Source organism: Pseudomonas sp. PAMC 29040, assembly GCF_003994535.1.
In the GTDB taxonomy this organism is placed as follows: domain Bacteria; phylum Pseudomonadota; class Gammaproteobacteria; order Pseudomonadales; family Pseudomonadaceae; genus Aquipseudomonas; species Aquipseudomonas paraversuta.
Window position 1 is genome coordinate 148,711 of the sequence record NZ_RZAA01000007.1, and the last position, 18,413, is coordinate 167,123.

Below are 18,413 nucleotides of genomic sequence, written 5' to 3' on the forward strand. Positions count from 1 at the left end.
CCCCTTCAACGGGCCGGCAGTTGTTCCAGGGCTGCGCGCAGCGCATCGGCATCGGCAAACTCCTGCTGTGCGACCAGGGTGCCGTTGTCCAGTTGCATCCAGAGCACCTTGTCTTCGGCGCCAGGGTAGTTGGCGGCAATACTGCCATCGCGATCCAGTATCACGCGGTAGTTGTAGTCACGCATGGCCGGGATGGCGATGAATTTGCCGATCAACGATGGCATGCGTTGTACATCTGCAAGGAAGGCAACATCGCGGGCTTGCAGGTAGCCCTTTGGCTGGTTTTCCAGCGCGGCTTTCACCAGCTTGGAACCGTCCATGTTGCGCGCCACCAGGAGCACGCGGGTCTGGGCATCCAGGGTATAGGGTTGATCATGCTGGTCTTGCAGAGTCCAGGGTGTCAGGTGATCACCGATGTTGGCGGCAAAAGCCGGCATGGACAGCGCGCTCAACAGCAGTACAAGTGCAATTTTCACCGTTTACTCCCTCCTGATTCAGGTTGTGTGTTCGCGCCTCATCAGACCTGCGCGGCGGGGATGGTAGCTGTGCGACCGGTGCGGTGACAGCGGTAAAGTCATGGCGCCCGTTCGCCCGGAGCCGGACAGGCAGGGACGCGGCGCATTCATTAGGTGTGCAGGGTGGAACCAAGTATTTTCAAAATATGTCTACTGGCCTGATGGCCTGCCCCATAATTGGCGGTGCCTTTCCGGCAACCAGTGGTAAACAGGATTAGAGCGCAATGGCTGACTGGCTCCAGCACGACGGTGTAATGGCCCAAAAGATCAGAAATCATGACTGGGCCAGTACCTCTCTTGGCCCCCTCGATGGGTGGCCGGATGTATTGAAAACCACCGTGGCGCTGGTGCTGGCCTCGCACTTTCCGCAGTCGATTGTCTGGGGAGAGGATTTAATCACCCTCTACAACGATGGGTTTGTGCCCATTCTCGGGACCAAGCCTGAAGCCTTGGGGCGGCCCTTCAGTGATGTCTGGAAAGAGGCCTGGAGCGAAATCAGTGGCATCGCCGATGACGCATTTGCCGGGCAGGCCACCTATATCGAAAACTTTCCCCTGGTGATTCAGCGCAGCGTCCGGCCCGAGCTGGCGTACTTCACCTTCTGCTACAGCCCGATCCGCGATCAGTTCGGCCAGGTGGTGGGGATGCTCAACACGGTGACTGAAACCACAGCCACGGTTCTTATGACCCAGCGCCTGGCGGTGCTGGATGCCATCGGCAGTGCCGTGACCGAGACCAGCGACCCCCGGGAAATCATGCAGGCCACCATGGGCACACTGGCCGGGTATCTGAAGGTCACCCATTGCGCCTATGCGGACATGGAGGACGATGAAGACGGCTTTTTCATTCGTGACAACTGGCTCGTCGAAGACGCTACCAGCCTGTTCGGTCAATACCGCCTGGGTGATTTCGGGGAGGGGCCGCTGGCCAGCCTTCGCGCCGGCCAGCCGCTGGTGATCAATGATATTGCAAGTGATCTGGCCCCCGGGGTTGCAGCCACTTTCCGTGCGTTCGGGATTGTCTCCGCCCTGTGCCTGCCGCTGATCAAGGGCGGCAAGCTGACGGCCCTGATGGCCATTCACGACAAGGCGCCACGTACCTGGTCACCCTACGAGCTGGCTTTGCTGGGTGAGGTGGCCGAGCGTTCCTGGGCCCATATTGAGCGTGCCCGGGCCGATGCTGCTGTGCGTGAGGGGCTGGCCGCACTGGAGCACTTGAACCTGACCCTGGAGGAGCGGGTACAGGAGCGCAGCGCGCGTCTGCTGGTTGCCGAAGCGGCCCTGCGTCAGTCGCAAAAGCTCGAAGCCATCGGCCAGCTCACCGGCGGTGTGGCCCATGACTTCAACAACTTGCTGACCATTATTCGTTCCTCGGTGGACTTTCTGCGCATGCCCAACCTCTCGGACGAACGCCGGGAGCGTTACATGAGTGCGGTCTCCGACACCGTCGAGCGTGCCAGCAAGCTCACCAGCCAGCTGCTGGCTTTCGCCCGGCGCCAGCCGCTGAACCCGCAGGTGTTCAATGTCGGGCAGCGGATCCAGGATATTGGCGACATGCTGAATACGCTCACGGGGGCGCGTATTCAAGTGAATGTCCAGTTGCCCGAGCAGGCGTATTACATCCGTGCCGACTCCAGCCAGTTTGAAACCGCGCTGATCAACATTGCCTTGAACGCCCGCGATGCGATGGAAGGCCAGGGCAGCCTGATACTTCGTCTGGACCACAATGTTGCGTTGCCGCCAATCCGTGGCCATGCCGGATCCCGGGGCAGCTTCACCGCCATTTCCTTGCAGGACACCGGTGGCGGGATTGACGCCCGGGTGCTGGAGCATATTTTCGAGCCGTTTTTTACCACCAAGGAGGTGGGCAAGGGTACCGGGCTGGGGCTGTCCCAGGTTTTCGGTTTTGCCAAGCAGTCAGGCGGCAACGTTGATGTGTCCAGTATTGCCGGCCAGGGCGCGCGGTTCACCCTGTATCTGCCCCAGGTCGACGGGAGCGGGGTCGATGAGCTGCCTGCCGATGGCCAGCAGTGGGGAGAGCCGTCCGCAGAGGAGGGTAAATACCGGGTGCTGATCGTAGAAGACAATCTTGAAGTGGGGCGTTTTGCCAATCAGATCCTCCAGGATCTGGGCTACGAAACCGCATGGGCGGCCAATGGGCAAGAGGCATTGTTGATGGTGGGCCCGGACGCAATGGCGTTCGATGCCATTTTTTCGGACGTGGTCATGCCCGGCATGAGCGGGGTGGCGCTGGCCCGGGAGCTGCGTCTGCGGCGCGCCGAACTGCCTGTGATTCTGGCCTCGGGCTACAGTGATGAGTTGGCCCGCAGTGCTTGCGAGGGCGTTGAGTTTTTAGCCAAGCCGTATTCGGCGGATCAGGTTTCCCGTATTTTGCGCAAGGCCATCAGAAAAAAATAACTGCCGGCGCAGGGTTGATGCGCTTGCTCATGCACGTTCAACCAGGTTCAAAAGGAAGCGCACAGATGCCCCGTCTCACTGCTAAAGACTTTGCTCCTGAATTGCTTGAACTCTATGACTATTACGCCCACGGTAAAATCAACCGGCGCCAGTTTCTGGATCGGGCGGCGGTCATTTGCGCAGGCGTGTCAGCACTCTCGATACTGAACGCACTCAGCCCCGATTATGCCCTTGCCGAGCAGGTGGCTTTCACCGATCCGGACATCCTGGCCGAGTACATCACGTATCCCTCGCCCAAGGGGCACGGGCAGGTGCGCGGTTATCTGGTACGTCCAGCCAAGGCGCAGGGCAAGTTGCCCGCGGTGGTAGTGGTTCACGAAAATCGCGGGCTCAACCCCTATATCGAGGATGTTGCGCGGCGGCTGGCCAAGCAGGGTTTTATCGCCCTGGCTCCAGACGGCCTGTCGTCGGTGGGGGGCTATCCCGGCAACGACGAAAAAGGTCTGGCGCTGCAGCAGACGGTGGACCCGGAAAAGCTGATGAATGACTTTTTCGCCGCCATTGAATGGTTGATACAGCACGATGCTGGTACCGGAAAAGTCGGGATCACAGGATTCTGTTATGGGGGCGGGGTGGCCAATGCGGCGGCGGTGGCGTATCCGGAGCTGGGGGCAGCGGTGTCCTTTTACGGGCGTCAGCCTGGCGCCAATGAAGTGAGCCGGATCAAGGCTCCCGTCATGCTGCATTACGCCGGGCTGGATACGCGCATCAACGAGGGGTGGCCGGCCTATGAACAGGCTTTAAAGGCCAACGGGAAAGTCTACGAGGCGTTTATCTACCCGAATGTAAACCACGGTTTTCATAATGACTCCACGCCTCGCTACGATGAAGCAGCCGCTACGCTGGCGTGGAGCAGAACCCTGGACTGGTTTGGCAAGTACCTGTCGTAACCGGGCTCAGCCTTTGTTCGACAGGCGTTTTGGCCAATTGCCGCCACAGGCCCGCTGGCATTCTTCTTCGGAATCGTAATACACGTGGGTGGCGGCGTTGCGCACCCGCACATCGGCGTCAGCCAGGGCCTTGTCGGTCAACTCGACCATGAAGTGCGCCTCGCCATCGGCCAGGGCAAAGTCTTTGCTGTCCTTGGTATCGAACACCCAGACTATCTTCAGGCTGGCAGGGAAGGCCTCATAGTTGACGGTGTGGGTCAGCCAGACAAACCCCGGGATTTCATTTTTCGCCTTTTCACAGGCAATGGTCAGGGCTTTAACCAGGCGGCGTTCAATTTTGGCCTGGTTGGCTTTGCTTAAAGACATGGGTGAATCCTGTTGGCGGGCGGGGCAAAGGGCCAATCATACGTGAGTTTGGAGTTTTGGGTCTGGTTGAGGCACTTGTTGTGGGAGCCGGCTTGCCGGCGATTCGGGTGCCGGGGCTGGTCTGATGCACCACAGCGATATCATCGCGGGCAAGCCCGCTCCCACAGGTTTGATGCATTTGTTGTGGGAGCCGGCTTGCCGGCGATCCGGGCGCTGGCGCAGCGCTGAAATCATCGCGGGCAAGCCCGCTCCCACAGGTTTGATGCAGTTGTTGTGGGGAGCTGGCTGCCGGCGATTCGGGCATTGGCGCAGCGCTGAAATCATCGCGGGCAAGCCCGCTGCCACAGGTTTGCGGCAGTTGTTGTGGGAGCCGGCTTGCCGGCGATTCGGGTACTGGCGCAGCGCTGAAATCATCGCGGGCAAGCCCGCTCCCACAGGTTTACGGCAGTTGTTGTGGGAGCCGGCTTGCCGGCGATTCGGGCATTGGCGCAGCGCTGAAATCATCGCGGGCAAGCCCGCTCCCACAGGTTTGCGGCAGCTGTTGTGGGAGCCGGCTTGCCGGCGATCCGGGCACTGGCGCAGCGCTGAAATCATCGCGGGCAAGACCGCTGCCACAGGTTTGCGGCAGTTGTTGTGGGAGCCGGCTTGCCGGCGATGGGGGCACTGGCGCAGCGCTGAAATCATCGCGGGCAAGCCCGCTCCCACAGCTTTGAGGCAGCTGTTGTGGGAGCCGGCTTGCCGGCGATTCGGGCACTGGCGCAGCGCTGAAATCATCGCGGGCAAGCCCGCTGCCACAGGTTTGCGGCAGTTGTTGTGGGGAGCTGGCTGCCGGCGATACGGGCACTGGCGCAGCGCTGAAATCATCGCGGGCAAGCCCGCTTCCACAGGTTTGAGGCAGCTGTTGTGGGAGCCGGCTTGCCGGCGATTCGGGTACTGGCGCAGCGTTGAAATCATCGCGGGCAAGCCCGCTCCCACAGGTTTGCGGCAGTTGTTGTGGGGGGCTGGCTGCCGGCGATTCGGGCATTGGCGCAGCGCTGAAATCATCGCGGGCAAGCCCGCTCCCACAGGTTTGATGCAGTTGTTGTGGGAGCCGGCTTGCCGGCGATACGGGCACTGGCGCAGCGCTGAAATATCGGTTTTCGTCCAAAGTGCCACCTGAGGTAGAATGTCGCGGCTTCAGACTGGCCGCCCAGGGCTACAAGGTCCACGCAGGCTCCCCGGAAGGAGCTGCGGGCAGGTCGCAGAGCAAAGGGATCGCATAAGTTGCAAGCATGAATGTCACCCAAGTAGCTGAAGCCAAAATCAATAAGAGATCAGCGCCCAAGGTACATAAAAGTGAGGTCTATAGTGTACATAGGCCTTATAACTCTACCCGTTCAAGGCTTGAAGACCGGTTCGATTGCAGGCCACATGCCTGCACCGGGTCGAGCTCTGTCATGAACCGCGTGCCGGGTAGATGGCGTTTTATCTTAGGTACCAAAAATGTTTAAAAAAATGAATAAGGGGCTACTGGGCCTGGCGCTGACCATGGGACTTACGTCCGTGCAGGCTGCCGAGACCAAACAGGTGGATGTTCTGCTGATCGGCGGCGGCATCATGAGCGCAACTCTGGGTGTCTGGCTCAATGAGCTGGAACCCGGCATGTCCATGGAGATGGTTGAACGTCTCGATGGCGTTGCCCTAGAAAGCTCCAATGGCTGGAACAACGCGGGTACCGGTCACTCGGCTTTGGCCGAGCTGAACTACACCCCGGAAGACAAGAACGGTAACGTCGAAATCCCGAAGGCCATTGAAATCAATGAAGCCTTCCAGGTATCGCGTCAGTTCTGGTCCTGGCAGGTCAAGAACGGCGTACTGAAAGATCCGCGTTCGTTCATCAACTCCACTCCGCACATGAGCTTTGTGTGGGGCGATGACAACATCAAGTTCTTGAAGAAGCGTTACGAAGCACTGCAGGCGAGCCCTCTGTTCGCCGGCATGCAGTACTCCGAAGACCCGGTTCAGATCAAGAAGTGGGTTCCGCTGATGATGGAAGGGCGTGACCCGAACCAGAAAATCGCGGCCACCTGGTCTCCACTGGGTACCGACGTCAACTTCGGCGAAATCACGCGCCAGTTCGCGGCTTACCTGCAAACCAAGCCCAACTTCTCGCTGAAGCTGTCGAGTGAAGTCAAGGACATCACCCGCAACGCTGATGGCACCTGGCATGTGGTTTACAAAAATCTGAAAGACGGTTCTGAAACTGCCACCGACGCCAAGTTTGTATTTATCGGCGCAGGCGGCGGTGCACTGCACCTGCTGCAGAAGTCCGGCATTCCTGAAGCCCAGGAATACGCAGGCTTCCCGGTTGGCGGCTCGTTCCTGGTGACCGATAACCCGACTGTTGCCCAGCAGCATTTGGCCAAGGCTTACGGTAAGGCTTCGGTAGGCGCGCCACCGATGTCGGTTCCGCACCTGGACACCCGCGTGCTGGATGGCAAGCGCGTCATTCTGTTTGGCCCGTTCGCTACCTTCTCCACCAAGTTCCTCAAAGAAGGTTCGTACCTGGACCTGCTGACCAGCACCACCACCCACAACATCTGGCCAATGACCAAAGTCGGTATCGAACAGTACCCGCTGGTTGAATACCTGGCCGGTCAGCTGATGCTGTCGGACGAAGACCGCTTCAATGCGTTGAAAGAGTACTTCCCGGATGCCAAGTCTGAAGACTGGCGCCTGTGGCAGGCCGGCCAGCGCGTTCAGATCATCAAGCGTGATGAAGAGAAGGGCGGCGTGCTGAAACTGGGTACCGAAATTGTCAGCGCCAAAGATGGCAGCATCGCCGGTCTGCTGGGCGCTTCGCCTGGTGCATCGACCGCCGCGCCAATCATGCTGACCGTGCTTGAAACTGTGTTCAAGGACAAGGTTGCGAGCCCTGAGTGGCAAGCCAAGCTGCACCAGATCGTGCCGAGCTATGGCACCAAGCTCAATGGCGATCCGGATCGCGTTGCCAAGGAATGGGCCTACACCGCCGAAGTCCTGCAACTGACTCCGCCGCCGGCAATCCCGGCTGCAACGCACACTGCAACTCCTGCTGACGCACAGGCCAAGCCTGCGCCGAGCAATCCAGCGGCCGACATGGCGCTGTAAAAAATCAGCCCCGCCCGACGCAGGTCGGGCGGGGCTGTTTTCTTCGTATCACCCCCTCGCAACATCCCCCTCGCTCAGCTCACTGCGTACCGAACAACGCGGTCCAGTAAATCCCTGCGTCACTTTTCGGGTCTACCGCGTAAGCGGCACCCAATTCGCGGAACTGCGGATTCATCACATTGGCACAATGTCCGGGACTGGCCAGCCAGCCATCGACCACCTTGCGCGGTGTGTCCAGGCCAGCGGCAATATTCTCGCCGATTTGCTGACCTATATAGCCCGCCATCTCGGCGCGATCCCCCGGCGTGCCGCCGGTGCGGTCCTTGTGATCGAAGTAGTTGTTATTGGCCATGTCCCGGGTATGGGTTTGGGCAGCTGTGGCCAGTGTCGCGTTCCAGGTGACGGGTGTCGTGGGACTGAAGGCCTGGGTGCCGCACTGGCGGGGCTGGGTACGGGCGCTGTTGATCAGCTCAAGCACCTTCTGGCCTTCGGCTTGCGCGTCGCCCAGGCGCCCGGTCAACAAGGGGCGCGCCAGCACGATGCGCCAGTCGCGCTCGTTATGGCTGACGCCGATATCGACAAATTGCGGGTCCAGCACCACTTTGCAGAAGCTTTCCTGGACGGCCTGCATGGCGGCCTGGGCATCACGTGGCCCGGAGAGATTGATCGCCTGCACGTTAACCATGGGGTAGGCCGCCCGCCCGAGGGCTTCCTGCAGATTACCAAAGCGGGTGGGCGGCAGTATCAGGCGGGTATCCGCGGCCAATGGCGGCAGCTCTTGCGAGGCCTGGCCTGCACAGGGCTGGATCTGGCTACGGTAGGCGTTGATCGCGTCCACCAGTTGCGACTCTTCGCTGGCTGCAGCCGTGCCGCTCAATACCAGCCCCAGGGCCAGGGCGGCAAAACGGGTCAGGGTGAAATGAACACGCATAAAGGTTTCCTCTGTCCGGAGTGCGCCCATGATGCGTTATTTCACCCCGGCAGGGGCAATCGCTTTATCAGCCTTTTACCTGTGCCACAAAAGCCCTGGCCCTGGCGCTCAGTTGATCGATCTGGCGGTCGCGCTTTTTCTCGGCGTCGAGCATGGCTTTTTTGCCGTTGCGTTGCAGCAGATAGGTATGGATCTGCCGCACTTCGGTCGAGTTATAGACGGCGGCCACGTCGAGCACGCCCATCAGGCCATCAGTGCTGTGGTCGCGGGTGTTCATTAGTACTTGCGGGCCGCGGGTGCCCAGCACCTGAAACCCTGACTGTTCAAAAGCTGCGACCTTGCTCACGCTGCAGGTCAATTCGCAATGGGGGTAGCGGCGCACCACTTCCCGGACCATTGCCTGAGTCACTCCCAGGTGTCGATGACTGGCCAGCTCTGCCATGTAAGCGATGCCGCAGGCTTGCGGGTCATCCTTGACCGGCAGGTACAGCACGAAACCGGTGACTTTTTCCGGGTCCTGGTCATCGGTGGCGACTATCAGCTCAACGGCTATCCCTTTGCCACCGCCGAGTGCTTCCAGGTACAGATGGACTTCAAAGCCGATTGCATATTGATAGATGCTGTACAGCAGATTGCTCGGGGCAATCTCCATGGCACTGATGTCGGTCAGGTGGTCGACCACCAGTTGCAGGATCTGGCCGTTGACGGACTCGGGGCAGGCGGTGTCGAAGTGGGTGAGGGTGGTCATGAATCATTGTCTCCGGGTGCCGCAATATATCTGCAGGAGCGAGCTTGCTCGCGAGCTCTTCAACAACTCGCGAGCAAGCTTGCTGCTACTGCGCAGGCGGGTTTAGCGCTGGCTCAACCAGAAGTCATGCAGGCCACGTGCTGCCGGCTCGATTTCAGCAACCTGTTGCTGATGGGCGGCCACGTCCAGATCCTGCGGCAGCTCGAAGTTGTCCTGTTCGGCACATTCGGAAATGCCCTGCAGCAGCTGCGCCTGAACCACAGGCAAGGGTGTCCAGTTGGCCACGGCGACACCGCGCAAGTAGCCAAAGCACCATTCTTCGGCAAGGGTAACGGGCTGGCCGTTATGCTCGGTTTGTTCGAAGCGGGGGGCGAATACTTCGCTGCCATCGGCCAGTTGGCGGGCCAGCGTGTTCATGTGGCGCACACTCAGCTCGATGAACTGCTTGGCTTCACCGGTGTTTTCCCAGTTCGGGTTCTGGCCGCCCCAGATAGCCGGGAACCAGTCAGCGATGTCGACCTGTGCCGGGCCGGAGACCAGCGCGGTGAAGAAACCATCCAGCTCGCAGGTGTTGAGCACGGAGTGGTCGTCGCCATGTTTGAGCAGGATGTCGTCGAGGATTTCGAAATCGGCGTCGTTCAGCGGTTGAGTTTGCATGGGCAGGTTCCTTGACCGGTTGCGCATCTTGGGGACGCAGGGCTGAGCGTTAAAAAGTCGCGGAGAATGCCTTCTGCCGCGACTTTAATCCAGAGCCAATTGCCTATGGGGTCTGCTAGTCAATCAACCTGAACAATAGACTCGACCACAAAGTATTTAAACCCGGCTTTGGCCAGGGCTTTTTTGGCGGCCTGTTCCGCATCGAACCGGCTCAGGGTCTTGGCATCATGCACGAACCGGGTTTCTTCTCCGTCGTACTCTTTGCTCACCTGCAGGGTGACGCGCAGCATCGGGCCGCGGCGCTTGACCGGCTCCTTGGTCGGTGTCTTGGGCGACAGCAGCGCAGGCTTGACCGGGACAGGCTCGGGTTTCACAACGACAGGGGGCGCAACGGGGGTGGCAGGAGTGTCAAGGCCGAGCGCTCTGCGCATTTCGTCCTCGGTGAATCCGGAGCTCATGTTAAGACTCTAATTGGTTTGAAAGACGCGCTTATAGGGTGCTACGCCGATGATGGCAAGCTAATTCAGTGTGCTGTTACCAAATAAGGCCTTTTTGCCATCAAACAGCCCATGGGCGGTGCGACTCAGGTGTCGCGCAGCAGGTCGTGGCTATCCAGCAGCTTGTAGGCAATTTCGGGGTGTTTTTGCAGTGCGCGGCGGATGGCTGCAGGGATCTCCTGGCGGGTTTTGCGGCACAGGCCGGGTTGCTCCAGCACCCGGATGTCGATCCCGCGCATGGTCCGCACCTCATTGAAGCCGGGCTCGATGGCCACCCGGATGCCCAGCTGCTCGTGCATGCGGCGCTGCATATGTTCGAGGTCGCTGAGGCTTTGAATATTCTCCAGTCGTTGCAGCAGGACTTTCTCAGCCTGGCGGGTCAGGCTGAGGATGCGCAGGTCGGTCTCAGGCGTCGCCAACAGCTGTTCCCGCTCGCAATTGCAGGCGCCGGGAGGGCAGGGAGAGCGCACGGCCGGGGAAGGAGTCATTGGCCCAGCATAGTCGCGCTGCGGTTCAGGCGTCCAGACGCAGCGCTATCAGGGGCTTATGCGTCAAAACCTTCGTCCAGAATCCCGGCATACAGCTGGCGGTCAATATTGGCTCCGCTCAGAATCACCGCCACCCGCCGGCCTTGCTGCTGCGCCTGTTCCTGGATCAAGCCGGCCAGCGCGGCGGCACCTGCGCCTTCGGCGGTGTTGTGGGTGGTTTCATGGCACAGGCGCATGGCGTTGGCTATTTCCCGGTCCGACACCCGAATAACCCGTGCCGCGCCTTTGGCGATGATTGCCAGCGACTCGGGCAATGGCTGGCGGCAAGCGAGACCATCGGCAAAGGTGTGCGCGGTATCGGTGCAGATGACCCGGCCCTGTTCAAAACTTTGCGCAAAGGCATCGGCATGGCTCGACACCACGCCGACGATCCTGGTCTTGAGCCCCAGCAGATCACGGGTGCGGATCAGCCCGCAAATTCCCGAGCCCATGCCGATGGGTACATACACCGTATCCAGTTCACTTACGGCTTCGAATAATTCCAGAGCGTAGGTCGCCACTCCGCGAATCAGGTCGGGATGGAAGGCCGGGACCAGATGCAAATCATGGTTTTGGGCCAGGGCGGCGGCTTTGCTGCGGGCTTCATCGAAGTCCTTGCCGCACTCGATCACGGTGGCGCCCATGGCGCGCATGGCGGCGTTTTTTTCCAGGGAATTGCCCTCGGGCACCACGATGCTGATTGTCAGCCCCATGCGGCTGGCGGCCAGTGCCAGGCTTTGCCCGTGATTGCCACGGGTTGCGGTAACCAGCCCCTTGATAGCGGGCTCGCGCGCAAGCAGGCCCTGCACATACAACAGGCCGCCGCGCACTTTGAAGGCGCCGGTGGGGGTGTGGTTTTCGTGCTTGACCCACACCGTGCAGCCCAGGCGATCGGCCAGCAGCGGCCAGGCCAGTTGCGGGGTAGGCGCCATGCTGCGGTACACATCAGTAGCGGCGAGGCGAAGGGAGTTCAAATCAAACATGGCGCACCGTCATCCAGGGGTTTGACTCGATTCTAGGCGCGCGGCATTGTATGGGCCGACCCTTATATTGCATGGCCAACAATAAATGTGGATACCTGACCTCGGCGAATCCCCGCAACCGCGCTATCTGGCGCTGGTGGAGGCCATTGCCCGGGCCATTGCCTGTGGCGATCTCAAGCCGGGGGCGCGCCTGCCACCGCAACGGCGGCTGGCCTGGGCCCTGGGCTGGAACCCCAGCACCACCATGCAGGCTTACCGCGAGGCTGCGCGCCGGCATCTGGTATCGGGTGAAGTCGGGCGCGGGACCTATGTGCTGGCGGGCAGTCAGGAGGCGACCCTGTTTCGTTTGCAGCAGGTCGACGAGCAGGCTGCCCGGATCGATCTGCGAACCAATGTCCCGGCCATTGATCACATCGGCCAAAGCGATGCGCAGGCATTGTCGGGCTTGCTGGCTAGCGGCCAGGCAATCCGCTTGCAAGGTTATCTGAGTGCCGCGGAACTGCTGCGGGCGCGGGTGCAGGGAGCGCTGTGGTTCAAGGGCCGGGGCCTGGAACTGGCAGTAGATAACATCATGCTCTGCACCGGTGCCCAGCAAGGCCTGTTCACGGTGTTGCTGTCGTTATGCCAGGCCGGTGAACCGGTCCTGGTCGAAGCCTTTACCGCACCGGGAATCAAGGCCGCCTGCGCGCAGTTACGCCTGCCGATGCACGGCGTGGTGATGGATTGCCAAGGTATCGTGCCGGAGGATTTTGACCGCATGATCCGCGCCACGGGCGCCAGAATTGCAGTGCTCACGCCAACCCTGCAAAACCCCACTTCAGCGCTGATGAGTGTCGAACGCAAACAGGAGATTGCCCGGATCGCCCGGCGCCACGGGGTCTGGGTGGTCGAAGACGATGTCTACGGGGCGCTGACCGACAGTCCGCCGCTGTACCGCTATTTACCGGATTTCGGGGTGCTGGTGAGCAGCTTGTCCAAGACTGTCGCCGCGGGGGTACGCATGGGCTGGATCGTGGCGAGTGCGCCATTGCTGGAGCGCATTGACCCCCATGCCCAGTCCGCTCACTGGGGGGTTGCGCCGCTGTGCGTGGCCATTGCCTGCCAGTGGATAAGCGATGGAACGGCCCATGAGCGCGCGCAGTGGCAAACCCTTGAAGTGACCCGGCGCTGGCGTCTGGCGAAAAAACTGCTGGGGGCGGCCATGTACCAGTCCGACACTCCGTCGCCGCATATCTGGCTCAGCGTTGCCCAGGGCGATGTGTCGCTCGCCGAGGCCTGTCGCGGCGCCGGTGTGGATGTAGTGCCCGGGGACGTGTTTGCGGTGAAATCCACCACCATCAATGGCGTGCGCATCAGCCTGACGGCTGCCGAAAGTGCCCTGACCCTGAAAGTGGCACTGGAGCGCATCGCCGGTATCATCGGCCTGGATAAAAACCTCCAGGAGCGGGCGTGCTCGCGATAGCATCGCCGCGATCAGCCGCAAACACCGACCAGGGACACCCATGCGCAGAGAAATAGGCTACTGGCACCGCGAAGGCCGCGAGTTGTTTTACTACCTGGAATTCAGGCCCGAAACGGCCGAGTTCTACCTGACCTGCGAACACACCCCTGGCGAAGGCGAAGGCAGTGTGCGTTCAGTATTGCTCAGCGAGGCCCGGGGCGAGCGTTACTACGAAGACGCGTTGCTGATTATCAAGGAGGAGCTGTTCAAGCAATACACTGTGTGAAGGATTCACTTCCGGATATCGGTGACGGCAATGGCATTGCTGTCCACCGCCTGCTCCATGTCTGCAGCGCTCGCCTGGTGTCTTTCAGCGTTGCCATCGAGCAAGAAAATCAGGCATTGAATGTCGTATACAACGCCAGTGATATCCAAGGGGATTGATTACCAGCAAAATCAGTATTCTGGTATTAGAGGTACCGTTTACGCCATTTTTAAACCTTTCGGGTTTGGCAACAGTGCAACACAAAGTGAGTATTCAATTTTATAGCGTGCCCGCAAAATACCGGGTCAGGTCTTTCAATAATATGCTGTTATTGATCTCGAACTATGCAGGTTGTTTTTCGGATGTATCCTACGGTCTGAATGAGTTGCGTGTCATAGAATGCTCCGCTGATTAAAAGACGTGGTGCATATGGATAATGAATGTTACATGACGATCGACGGTAAAGGTCACGCACTCTTGGCTAATGACGTCAATCTGCAGGAATACTTTGCTGTTCGATACCATAAGGTTGTCAGACAGGGAGCGCCGGGTACCGTTGTTTGGAGTGAAAGATGGGTCAACTAAAGGATACCTCTAAATCCAGTCGCTGCGATTATTCGGCCGTCTGTAAGCATGGCACTTGTTTAGGTATGTACGCGCCGATTTTGTGCGTGGATATTAACACTCAAGTAAGGCGGCACTCACATTTGAAGTTATTTCCAACGCCACAACAATAAACACCCTGTCTGTGGAGGCCAGCAGTCGTGACCAGTAATCAATTCATTGCAGTGGTCGTGTATTTTCTTTTATCCCTGGGCGCCTTTCTGATCTTTTACTCAATCTCACGAAGCCTCTCGGGTGCTAATCTTACACCTCGAAGGTTTTGGTTTTTCTTTATATTTCTCGTACTTTGGGGAGGCATCCAGCTTGGTGTGGCACGCGATGGCTATATTTTATTGTATTTGCCTTTCAAGGGTTGCTTTGAGGGTGACTCTATAGTCAGGTGGATTGCTTTTGTTGGCGCTGTTCTGCAAGTCGCGTGTGTTCCCGGAAAGACACCGTCGAAGCGTTGGTTTGCACGCAGGTAAGTTTAAGATGGCAGGGGTCGATGTTTTGTGAGCGCGAGTGATAAGCGCTTTCTATTCAACGGCTCCTCGACCTGCTTTTTGCTGTATCCACCCCCTCGTCCCAGACGCGGAAGTCTTTTGAATAGCTATGTTCACAATTAACTACGGTTTCTATAGACGTAGTAGGCGGCTGCTCAGTTATTCGGACGTTTCGGATGAAAAAGCAAATCCGACCGTGGGTGCAGGCTTCAGTGGCATACGGGGCAGTATTTGAATGCGATCACCTAAACCCTGGCTCCGTTGATCCGGGTTGCGACGGCCTGAAGAGTTCACAGGTTCCCTTCAAGGCAACGAGTACCGATAATGCCGCCGGCCTAGCAGACGCCGGGTAAGGAAATAGCGACTCAAAGGAGCTGTAGATGCGCGCGTTATATGTATTTGCCTTGTTGGGCACCCTGTTGTTGACCGGCTGCGCCGGCAACCCGATGACCCCGGTGGCCGACCAGACGCTGCCAGCCGCTGCCCCGGACATGGCACAAGTGGTCTTTATGCGCGACGCCTTTACCGGTAAGGCGATTACCTCGTCGCTGTATGACGTGACGGATGGCAAGACCCGATTTATTGGGGTGATGGCCAACGGTACGAAAATCGCGCACCCGGTCACAGCGGGCAAGCACACCTTTATGGTGGTGTCCGAGGCGGCTGACTTTATGGAAGCTGACCTGGTGGCCGGCAAAACCTACTACGCCCTGGTAACACCGCGTATGGGGTTGTGGAAAGCCCGTTTCTCTCTGTGGCCGGTCAGCAACGACCCGGATGCGTCCCACAGTCTGAAGTCGAAAAACTTCAAGGACTGGGTTGAAGACACTGACCTGGTGACCAACTCGCCCAAGTCCCTGGCCTGGTACGAGCGGGTCAAGGCCAGCGTTGAGAAAAAACGTGCCGAGTACTGGCCGGTATGGCAGGAAAAGAGCGCCGAAGCTGTTGCCGAGCGCACCCTCAAGCCTGGCGATGGCTTGTAAGTGAATACGCCGGGGGGATGTCACCCCCGGCGGTTTAAAACACCACCTCGCTGACCTGCAATACCCAGGCGATTGCCTGCTTCTTGTCATCCCACACATAACGAAAATGCGGCCCCTGCACCGGCAACGTCAGTGCCGGCGGGCGAAACGCGGCCACGCATTCGTGGCCTTCGAGGCGCACGCTGTTGTACAGCAAGCCCCATGCCCCTTCTTCCCGTAGTGGCCGGGCAAAGGCCTGGGGGATGCCGTAAGTGGCGGGAGAGGGCTGATGCAGGGAGGGTTCTGCGCGTACGTCGAGCATTGGCCGGCACACCTTGTTGATATAGGTGCGCAGGGTGATTTCAATACTGGCTTCCCGGGTGGCTCGCCAGAATTGCTCCTGATGAAAGCAGGTCTCGGCGATCGCCGCTTCAAGGCTGCTGGCGCAGTAATACACCCCGTAGCTGCCATCGGTAAAACGGCTGGCCCGGCCGATATGGGTAAAGGCCGCCATCACCGGGGTTGAGCCCTGGCCAGACAGCCGGTCTTCAGGCCTGACCCGGGCGAGCAGGCCAGCTTCATCGCGCAGGCGGTCATTGGTCAGCCCTTCCAGGGCATAGGCGAGTTCGAGGTCTGCCGGGTCGAGGGTGTCTTCAAACACCGAGATCGGCGGGAACGCACTGTTGATCAGGCGCCAGGCTTTGTCCCAGTCGGGCAAAACCCCGGGCATCAGCCGCGCACCCCGTCGAGGTAGCGGCGTACGTCAGCCAGGTCGACAACCTTACCGCCGAGCATGTAGCTCAGGGCCGTGAGGCCATTGAACGGCGCCGCGGCATTGGGTTTGTGCACCCATTCGTAGGCGCGCTCAGGCTGGTTGCTGAACAGGATGCGCAAGGCTTTGTGCACCCCCATGAGATACGAAATACGCTCCAGGGTGTCGTGGGGCAAGCGCACGTTGGGCAGCTTTTTGTATTTGAAATAGGTGGTATTGCCAATTGCCCCCAGCAACGTGCATTGCTGCTCTTTGCTGCAACCCCAATGCTCCATGAGATTGAAGAAAAAGGTCAGGGCGACGCGGCCGGCATCACCGGTGGTGATGTCGGGTTCGGTGTTTCTGGCGGCGAGACCCATGGCGCTCTCCTGGGATAAGGTCATACTTACCTTACTCCGCATATGAACTTTTTCAATCATTATGTTCGCAAGCGAATTGGTCTGGGGGCTTGCTGCTGCAGGCTGAGACAAGTCTCCCGTGGCCCTTCAGGATTTCAAGGCGCTTGCCCGGTTCATGCAGCGCTGGCGCCGCTCGTCCACCCGTTTGGCAAACCAGGCAGTCGTCAGGGTGCGGGTAATTTTCGGACTTTGCAGGGTAATGCCCGGGAGTACGGCGCGGGGCAGGGGTTTGCCCTGTTGGCGGTCGGCCATGGCGAACACCTTGCGGTACAGATCGGTCTGGTCAAATTCAAGGCGGTCGCCTTTTAACAGCTGGTTTCTGATGGCGTTGTCACTGAGGTCGAGCTGCTTGCCCAGTGCGCGCGCCGCCCGCTCGGTAGAACCCAGGGCATAGGACCCGGGAACGGTCAGGTCACCGTCCAGGGCCAGAGGTATGCCGGAGAGCTGGCTCACGGCGTTTTGAAAGGCTGCATTGCGGCTGGCGTACCAGCCGGCATTAAAGTCGGCAAAGCGGTACAGCGATTGCGTGTAGTCCACCGGATAGTCCAGCAAGTGGGCAATACCGAAATACATACCGCCGCGGCGGGTGAAGACTTCCTGGCGGATTGAGCCTGCAACCGGGTACGGATAATCCCGCGCCTGTTTTTGTGCGAAGGCGATACTGACCTGCATCGGGCCGCCGGTGTGCACCGGGTTCAGATTGCCGAACAGGCTTTTACCCAGCGGCACCATGCCGATGAAGTCGTCAAAAATGGCGCTCAGTTGACCCTCGGTCCGGGCTGCGTCGAGGCGCTGGTTGTAGGTTTTGCCATTTGCCGAGCTGATGTTCAGCGCGCTGCGCACCACAAATTCGGGGATATGCAATTTGCTGGCGCGGCGATTGATTTCAGTGCGGGCGATTTTCGCCAGCCCCGGCACCGGCGGGTCGGCCTGGAAGTTGGATTCCTGCTCGGCCACGGCCAGTACCGAACACAGGTTTTCATCACTGGGGGCCAGGCCCTGCGCAGCAAAGGCGGCCTGGATATCAGTGGCCCAGCCCTGGCGATCGGCAATGCTGGCCGGCAGCAACTGCACGACCCTGGCCCGCACCTGCTCCGGGGACCGGTCGGGTAATGATTGAGTGCCCTGGCTGCTGCAACCGGCAAGCACGGCTAATGGAGCAAGCAGCAAATACTGCAGGAAGACTCGGTTCAACAGGGTTTGACTCCTCAAAAAATGGCCCGGCGCAAGGTACTTAATCGTCCCGGGTCAGAACTTCCAGCAACTGGATCTCGAACCTGAGGTTCGAGTTCGGCGTGATGTGTGCGCCCATGCTTCTTTCACCATAGGCCAGGTGTGCCGGAACCTGCAGGGTACGCGTACCGCCGACCTGCATGCCCATCAGACCGATGTCCCAGCCTTTGATTACCCGTCCAGTGCCAATCACGCACTGGAACGGTTTGCCGCGTTCGAACGATGAGTCGAACACTGTGCCATTTTCGAGCCAGCCAGTGTACTGGGTGGTGATCAAGGCGCCCTTGACCACGGCTTTGCCATCGCCCAGTACCAGGTCATTGATCTTTAGTTCGTCAGCCATGATGCGGGACTCAAAAAGTGAAGAGGGGCAACAGTTTACCCTGCCCAAGCGAGCTTGCCCGTGATGTTCTTGGCGCTGCAATGAGCACTGTTGGCCCTGTAGAGGGTAGGGATCCGGCAATCGATTTAATATTTTTTGTCCGCCAAAGGCTCTAAAACAAAGGCCCAAGGGAA

General features: G+C 59.4%; 20 protein-coding genes. 8 read left to right on the plus strand and 12 right to left on the minus strand.

Annotated elements, in window-relative coordinates:
* Positions 1–5: 5 nt before the first annotated feature.
* Entirely contained in the window at positions 6–476 is a 471-nt protein-coding gene (locus WG29040_RS14675; protein WP_010657436.1) for a hypothetical protein, read from the minus strand.
* 263 nt (positions 477–739) lie between these two features.
* Here WG29040_RS14675 and WG29040_RS14680 point away from each other — a divergent pair, with 263 nt between their 5' ends.
* Positions 740–2,932 (plus strand): GAF domain-containing protein, encoded by a 2,193-nt coding sequence (locus WG29040_RS14680; protein ID WP_127196424.1) that lies wholly within the window; start codon positions 740–742, stop codon positions 2,930–2,932.
* Positions 2,933–2,997: 65 nt separating this feature from the next.
* Entirely contained in the window at positions 2,998–3,882 is an 885-nt protein-coding gene (gene yghX / locus WG29040_RS14685) for a YghX family hydrolase (protein ID WP_127196425.1), read from the plus strand.
* Between the two features lie 6 nt (positions 3,883–3,888).
* Here the strand turns inward: yghX and WG29040_RS14690 are convergent, their stop codons facing one another.
* Positions 3,889–4,248 carry a hypothetical protein gene (locus tag WG29040_RS14690; protein ID WP_003446259.1) on the minus strand — a complete coding sequence of 120 codons (360 nt, stop codon included), beginning with the start codon at positions 4,246–4,248 and terminating at the stop codon, positions 3,889–3,891.
* Between the two features lie 124 nt (positions 4,249–4,372).
* Between WG29040_RS14690 and WG29040_RS14695 the strand changes: the two genes are divergently transcribed.
* The gene (locus WG29040_RS14695) at positions 4,373–5,407 is read left to right on the plus strand and encodes a hypothetical protein (protein ID WP_127196426.1); all 1,035 of its coding nucleotides are present in this window, start codon (positions 4,373–4,375) and stop codon (positions 5,405–5,407) included.
* Positions 5,408–5,730: 323 nt separating this feature from the next.
* The gene (mqo, locus tag WG29040_RS14700; RefSeq protein WP_003446255.1) at positions 5,731–7,377 is read left to right on the plus strand and encodes a malate dehydrogenase (quinone); all 1,647 of its coding nucleotides are present in this window, start codon (positions 5,731–5,733) and stop codon (positions 7,375–7,377) included.
* A gap of 79 nt (positions 7,378–7,456) precedes the next feature.
* Here mqo and WG29040_RS14705 read toward each other — a convergent pair whose 3' ends face one another.
* The 6 genes from WG29040_RS14705 to WG29040_RS14730 form a co-directional block, all read right to left on the minus strand.
* Complete coding sequence (locus WG29040_RS14705; protein ID WP_127196427.1) at positions 7,457–8,308, minus strand: CAP domain-containing protein; 852 nt, start codon at positions 8,306–8,308, stop codon at positions 7,457–7,459.
* A gap of 67 nt (positions 8,309–8,375) precedes the next feature.
* Positions 8,376–9,056 carry a GNAT family N-acetyltransferase gene (locus tag WG29040_RS14710; RefSeq protein ID WP_127196428.1) on the minus strand — a complete coding sequence of 227 codons (681 nt, stop codon included), beginning with the start codon at positions 9,054–9,056 and terminating at the stop codon, positions 8,376–8,378.
* Positions 9,057–9,158: 102 nt separating this feature from the next.
* On the minus strand, positions 9,159–9,713 hold the full coding sequence (locus tag WG29040_RS14715) for a UPF0149 family protein (protein WP_127196429.1): 555 nt from the start codon (positions 9,711–9,713) through the stop codon (positions 9,159–9,161).
* A 119-nt stretch (positions 9,714–9,832) separates the two neighbouring features.
* Positions 9,833–10,171, minus strand: coding sequence for a hypothetical protein (locus WG29040_RS14720; RefSeq protein WP_010656936.1), 339 nt, complete (start codon positions 10,169–10,171; stop codon positions 9,833–9,835).
* A 125-nt stretch (positions 10,172–10,296) separates the two neighbouring features.
* Entirely contained in the window at positions 10,297–10,698 is a 402-nt protein-coding gene (locus WG29040_RS14725) for a hypothetical protein (RefSeq protein ID WP_003446250.1), read from the minus strand.
* 56 nt (positions 10,699–10,754) lie between these two features.
* Complete coding sequence (locus WG29040_RS14730; protein WP_003446249.1) at positions 10,755–11,720, minus strand: threonine dehydratase; 966 nt, start codon at positions 11,718–11,720, stop codon at positions 10,755–10,757.
* A gap of 85 nt (positions 11,721–11,805) precedes the next feature.
* Between WG29040_RS14730 and WG29040_RS14735 the strand changes: the two genes are divergently transcribed.
* The 4 genes from WG29040_RS14735 (at position 11,806) to WG29040_RS14745 (ending at position 15,515) form a co-directional block, all read left to right on the plus strand.
* On the plus strand, positions 11,806–13,182 hold the full coding sequence (locus WG29040_RS14735; protein ID WP_127196430.1) for a PLP-dependent aminotransferase family protein: 1,377 nt from the start codon (positions 11,806–11,808) through the stop codon (positions 13,180–13,182).
* Positions 13,183–13,222: 40 nt separating this feature from the next.
* Positions 13,223–13,447 carry a hypothetical protein gene (locus WG29040_RS14740; protein ID WP_003446247.1) on the plus strand — a complete coding sequence of 75 codons (225 nt, stop codon included), beginning with the start codon at positions 13,223–13,225 and terminating at the stop codon, positions 13,445–13,447.
* Positions 13,444–13,605 (plus strand): hypothetical protein, encoded by a 162-nt coding sequence (locus WG29040_RS24350; protein WP_156428477.1) that lies wholly within the window; start codon positions 13,444–13,446, stop codon positions 13,603–13,605. Before WG29040_RS14740 ends, WG29040_RS24350 begins: the two co-directional genes overlap by 4 nt.
* 1,307 nt (positions 13,606–14,912) lie before the next feature.
* Positions 14,913–15,515 carry a hypothetical protein gene (locus WG29040_RS14745; RefSeq protein WP_003446245.1) on the plus strand — a complete coding sequence of 201 codons (603 nt, stop codon included), beginning with the start codon at positions 14,913–14,915 and terminating at the stop codon, positions 15,513–15,515.
* Between the two features lie 34 nt (positions 15,516–15,549).
* Here WG29040_RS14745 and WG29040_RS14750 read toward each other — a convergent pair whose 3' ends face one another.
* The 4 genes from WG29040_RS14750 to WG29040_RS14765 all read right to left on the minus strand — a co-directional run bounded on the left by WG29040_RS14750 (position 15,550) and on the right by WG29040_RS14765 (position 18,240).
* Positions 15,550–16,224 (minus strand): RES family NAD+ phosphorylase, encoded by a 675-nt coding sequence (locus tag WG29040_RS14750; RefSeq protein ID WP_003446243.1) that lies wholly within the window; start codon positions 16,222–16,224, stop codon positions 15,550–15,552.
* Positions 16,224–16,625, minus strand: a complete 402-nt coding sequence (locus WG29040_RS14755; protein WP_127196490.1) for an MbcA/ParS/Xre antitoxin family protein — start codon at positions 16,623–16,625, stop codon at positions 16,224–16,226. The genes WG29040_RS14750 and WG29040_RS14755 overlap by 1 nt, the downstream gene beginning before the upstream one ends.
* Positions 16,626–16,751: 126 nt before the next feature.
* A complete protein-coding gene (locus tag WG29040_RS14760) occupies positions 16,752–17,858 on the minus strand; it encodes a DUF1615 domain-containing protein (RefSeq protein WP_127196431.1) in 1,107 nt (368 codons plus the stop codon).
* Between the two features lie 40 nt (positions 17,859–17,898).
* On the minus strand, positions 17,899–18,240 hold the full coding sequence (locus WG29040_RS14765; RefSeq protein WP_003446235.1) for an FKBP-type peptidyl-prolyl cis-trans isomerase: 342 nt from the start codon (positions 18,238–18,240) through the stop codon (positions 17,899–17,901).
* Positions 18,241–18,413: the final 173 nt, after the last annotated feature.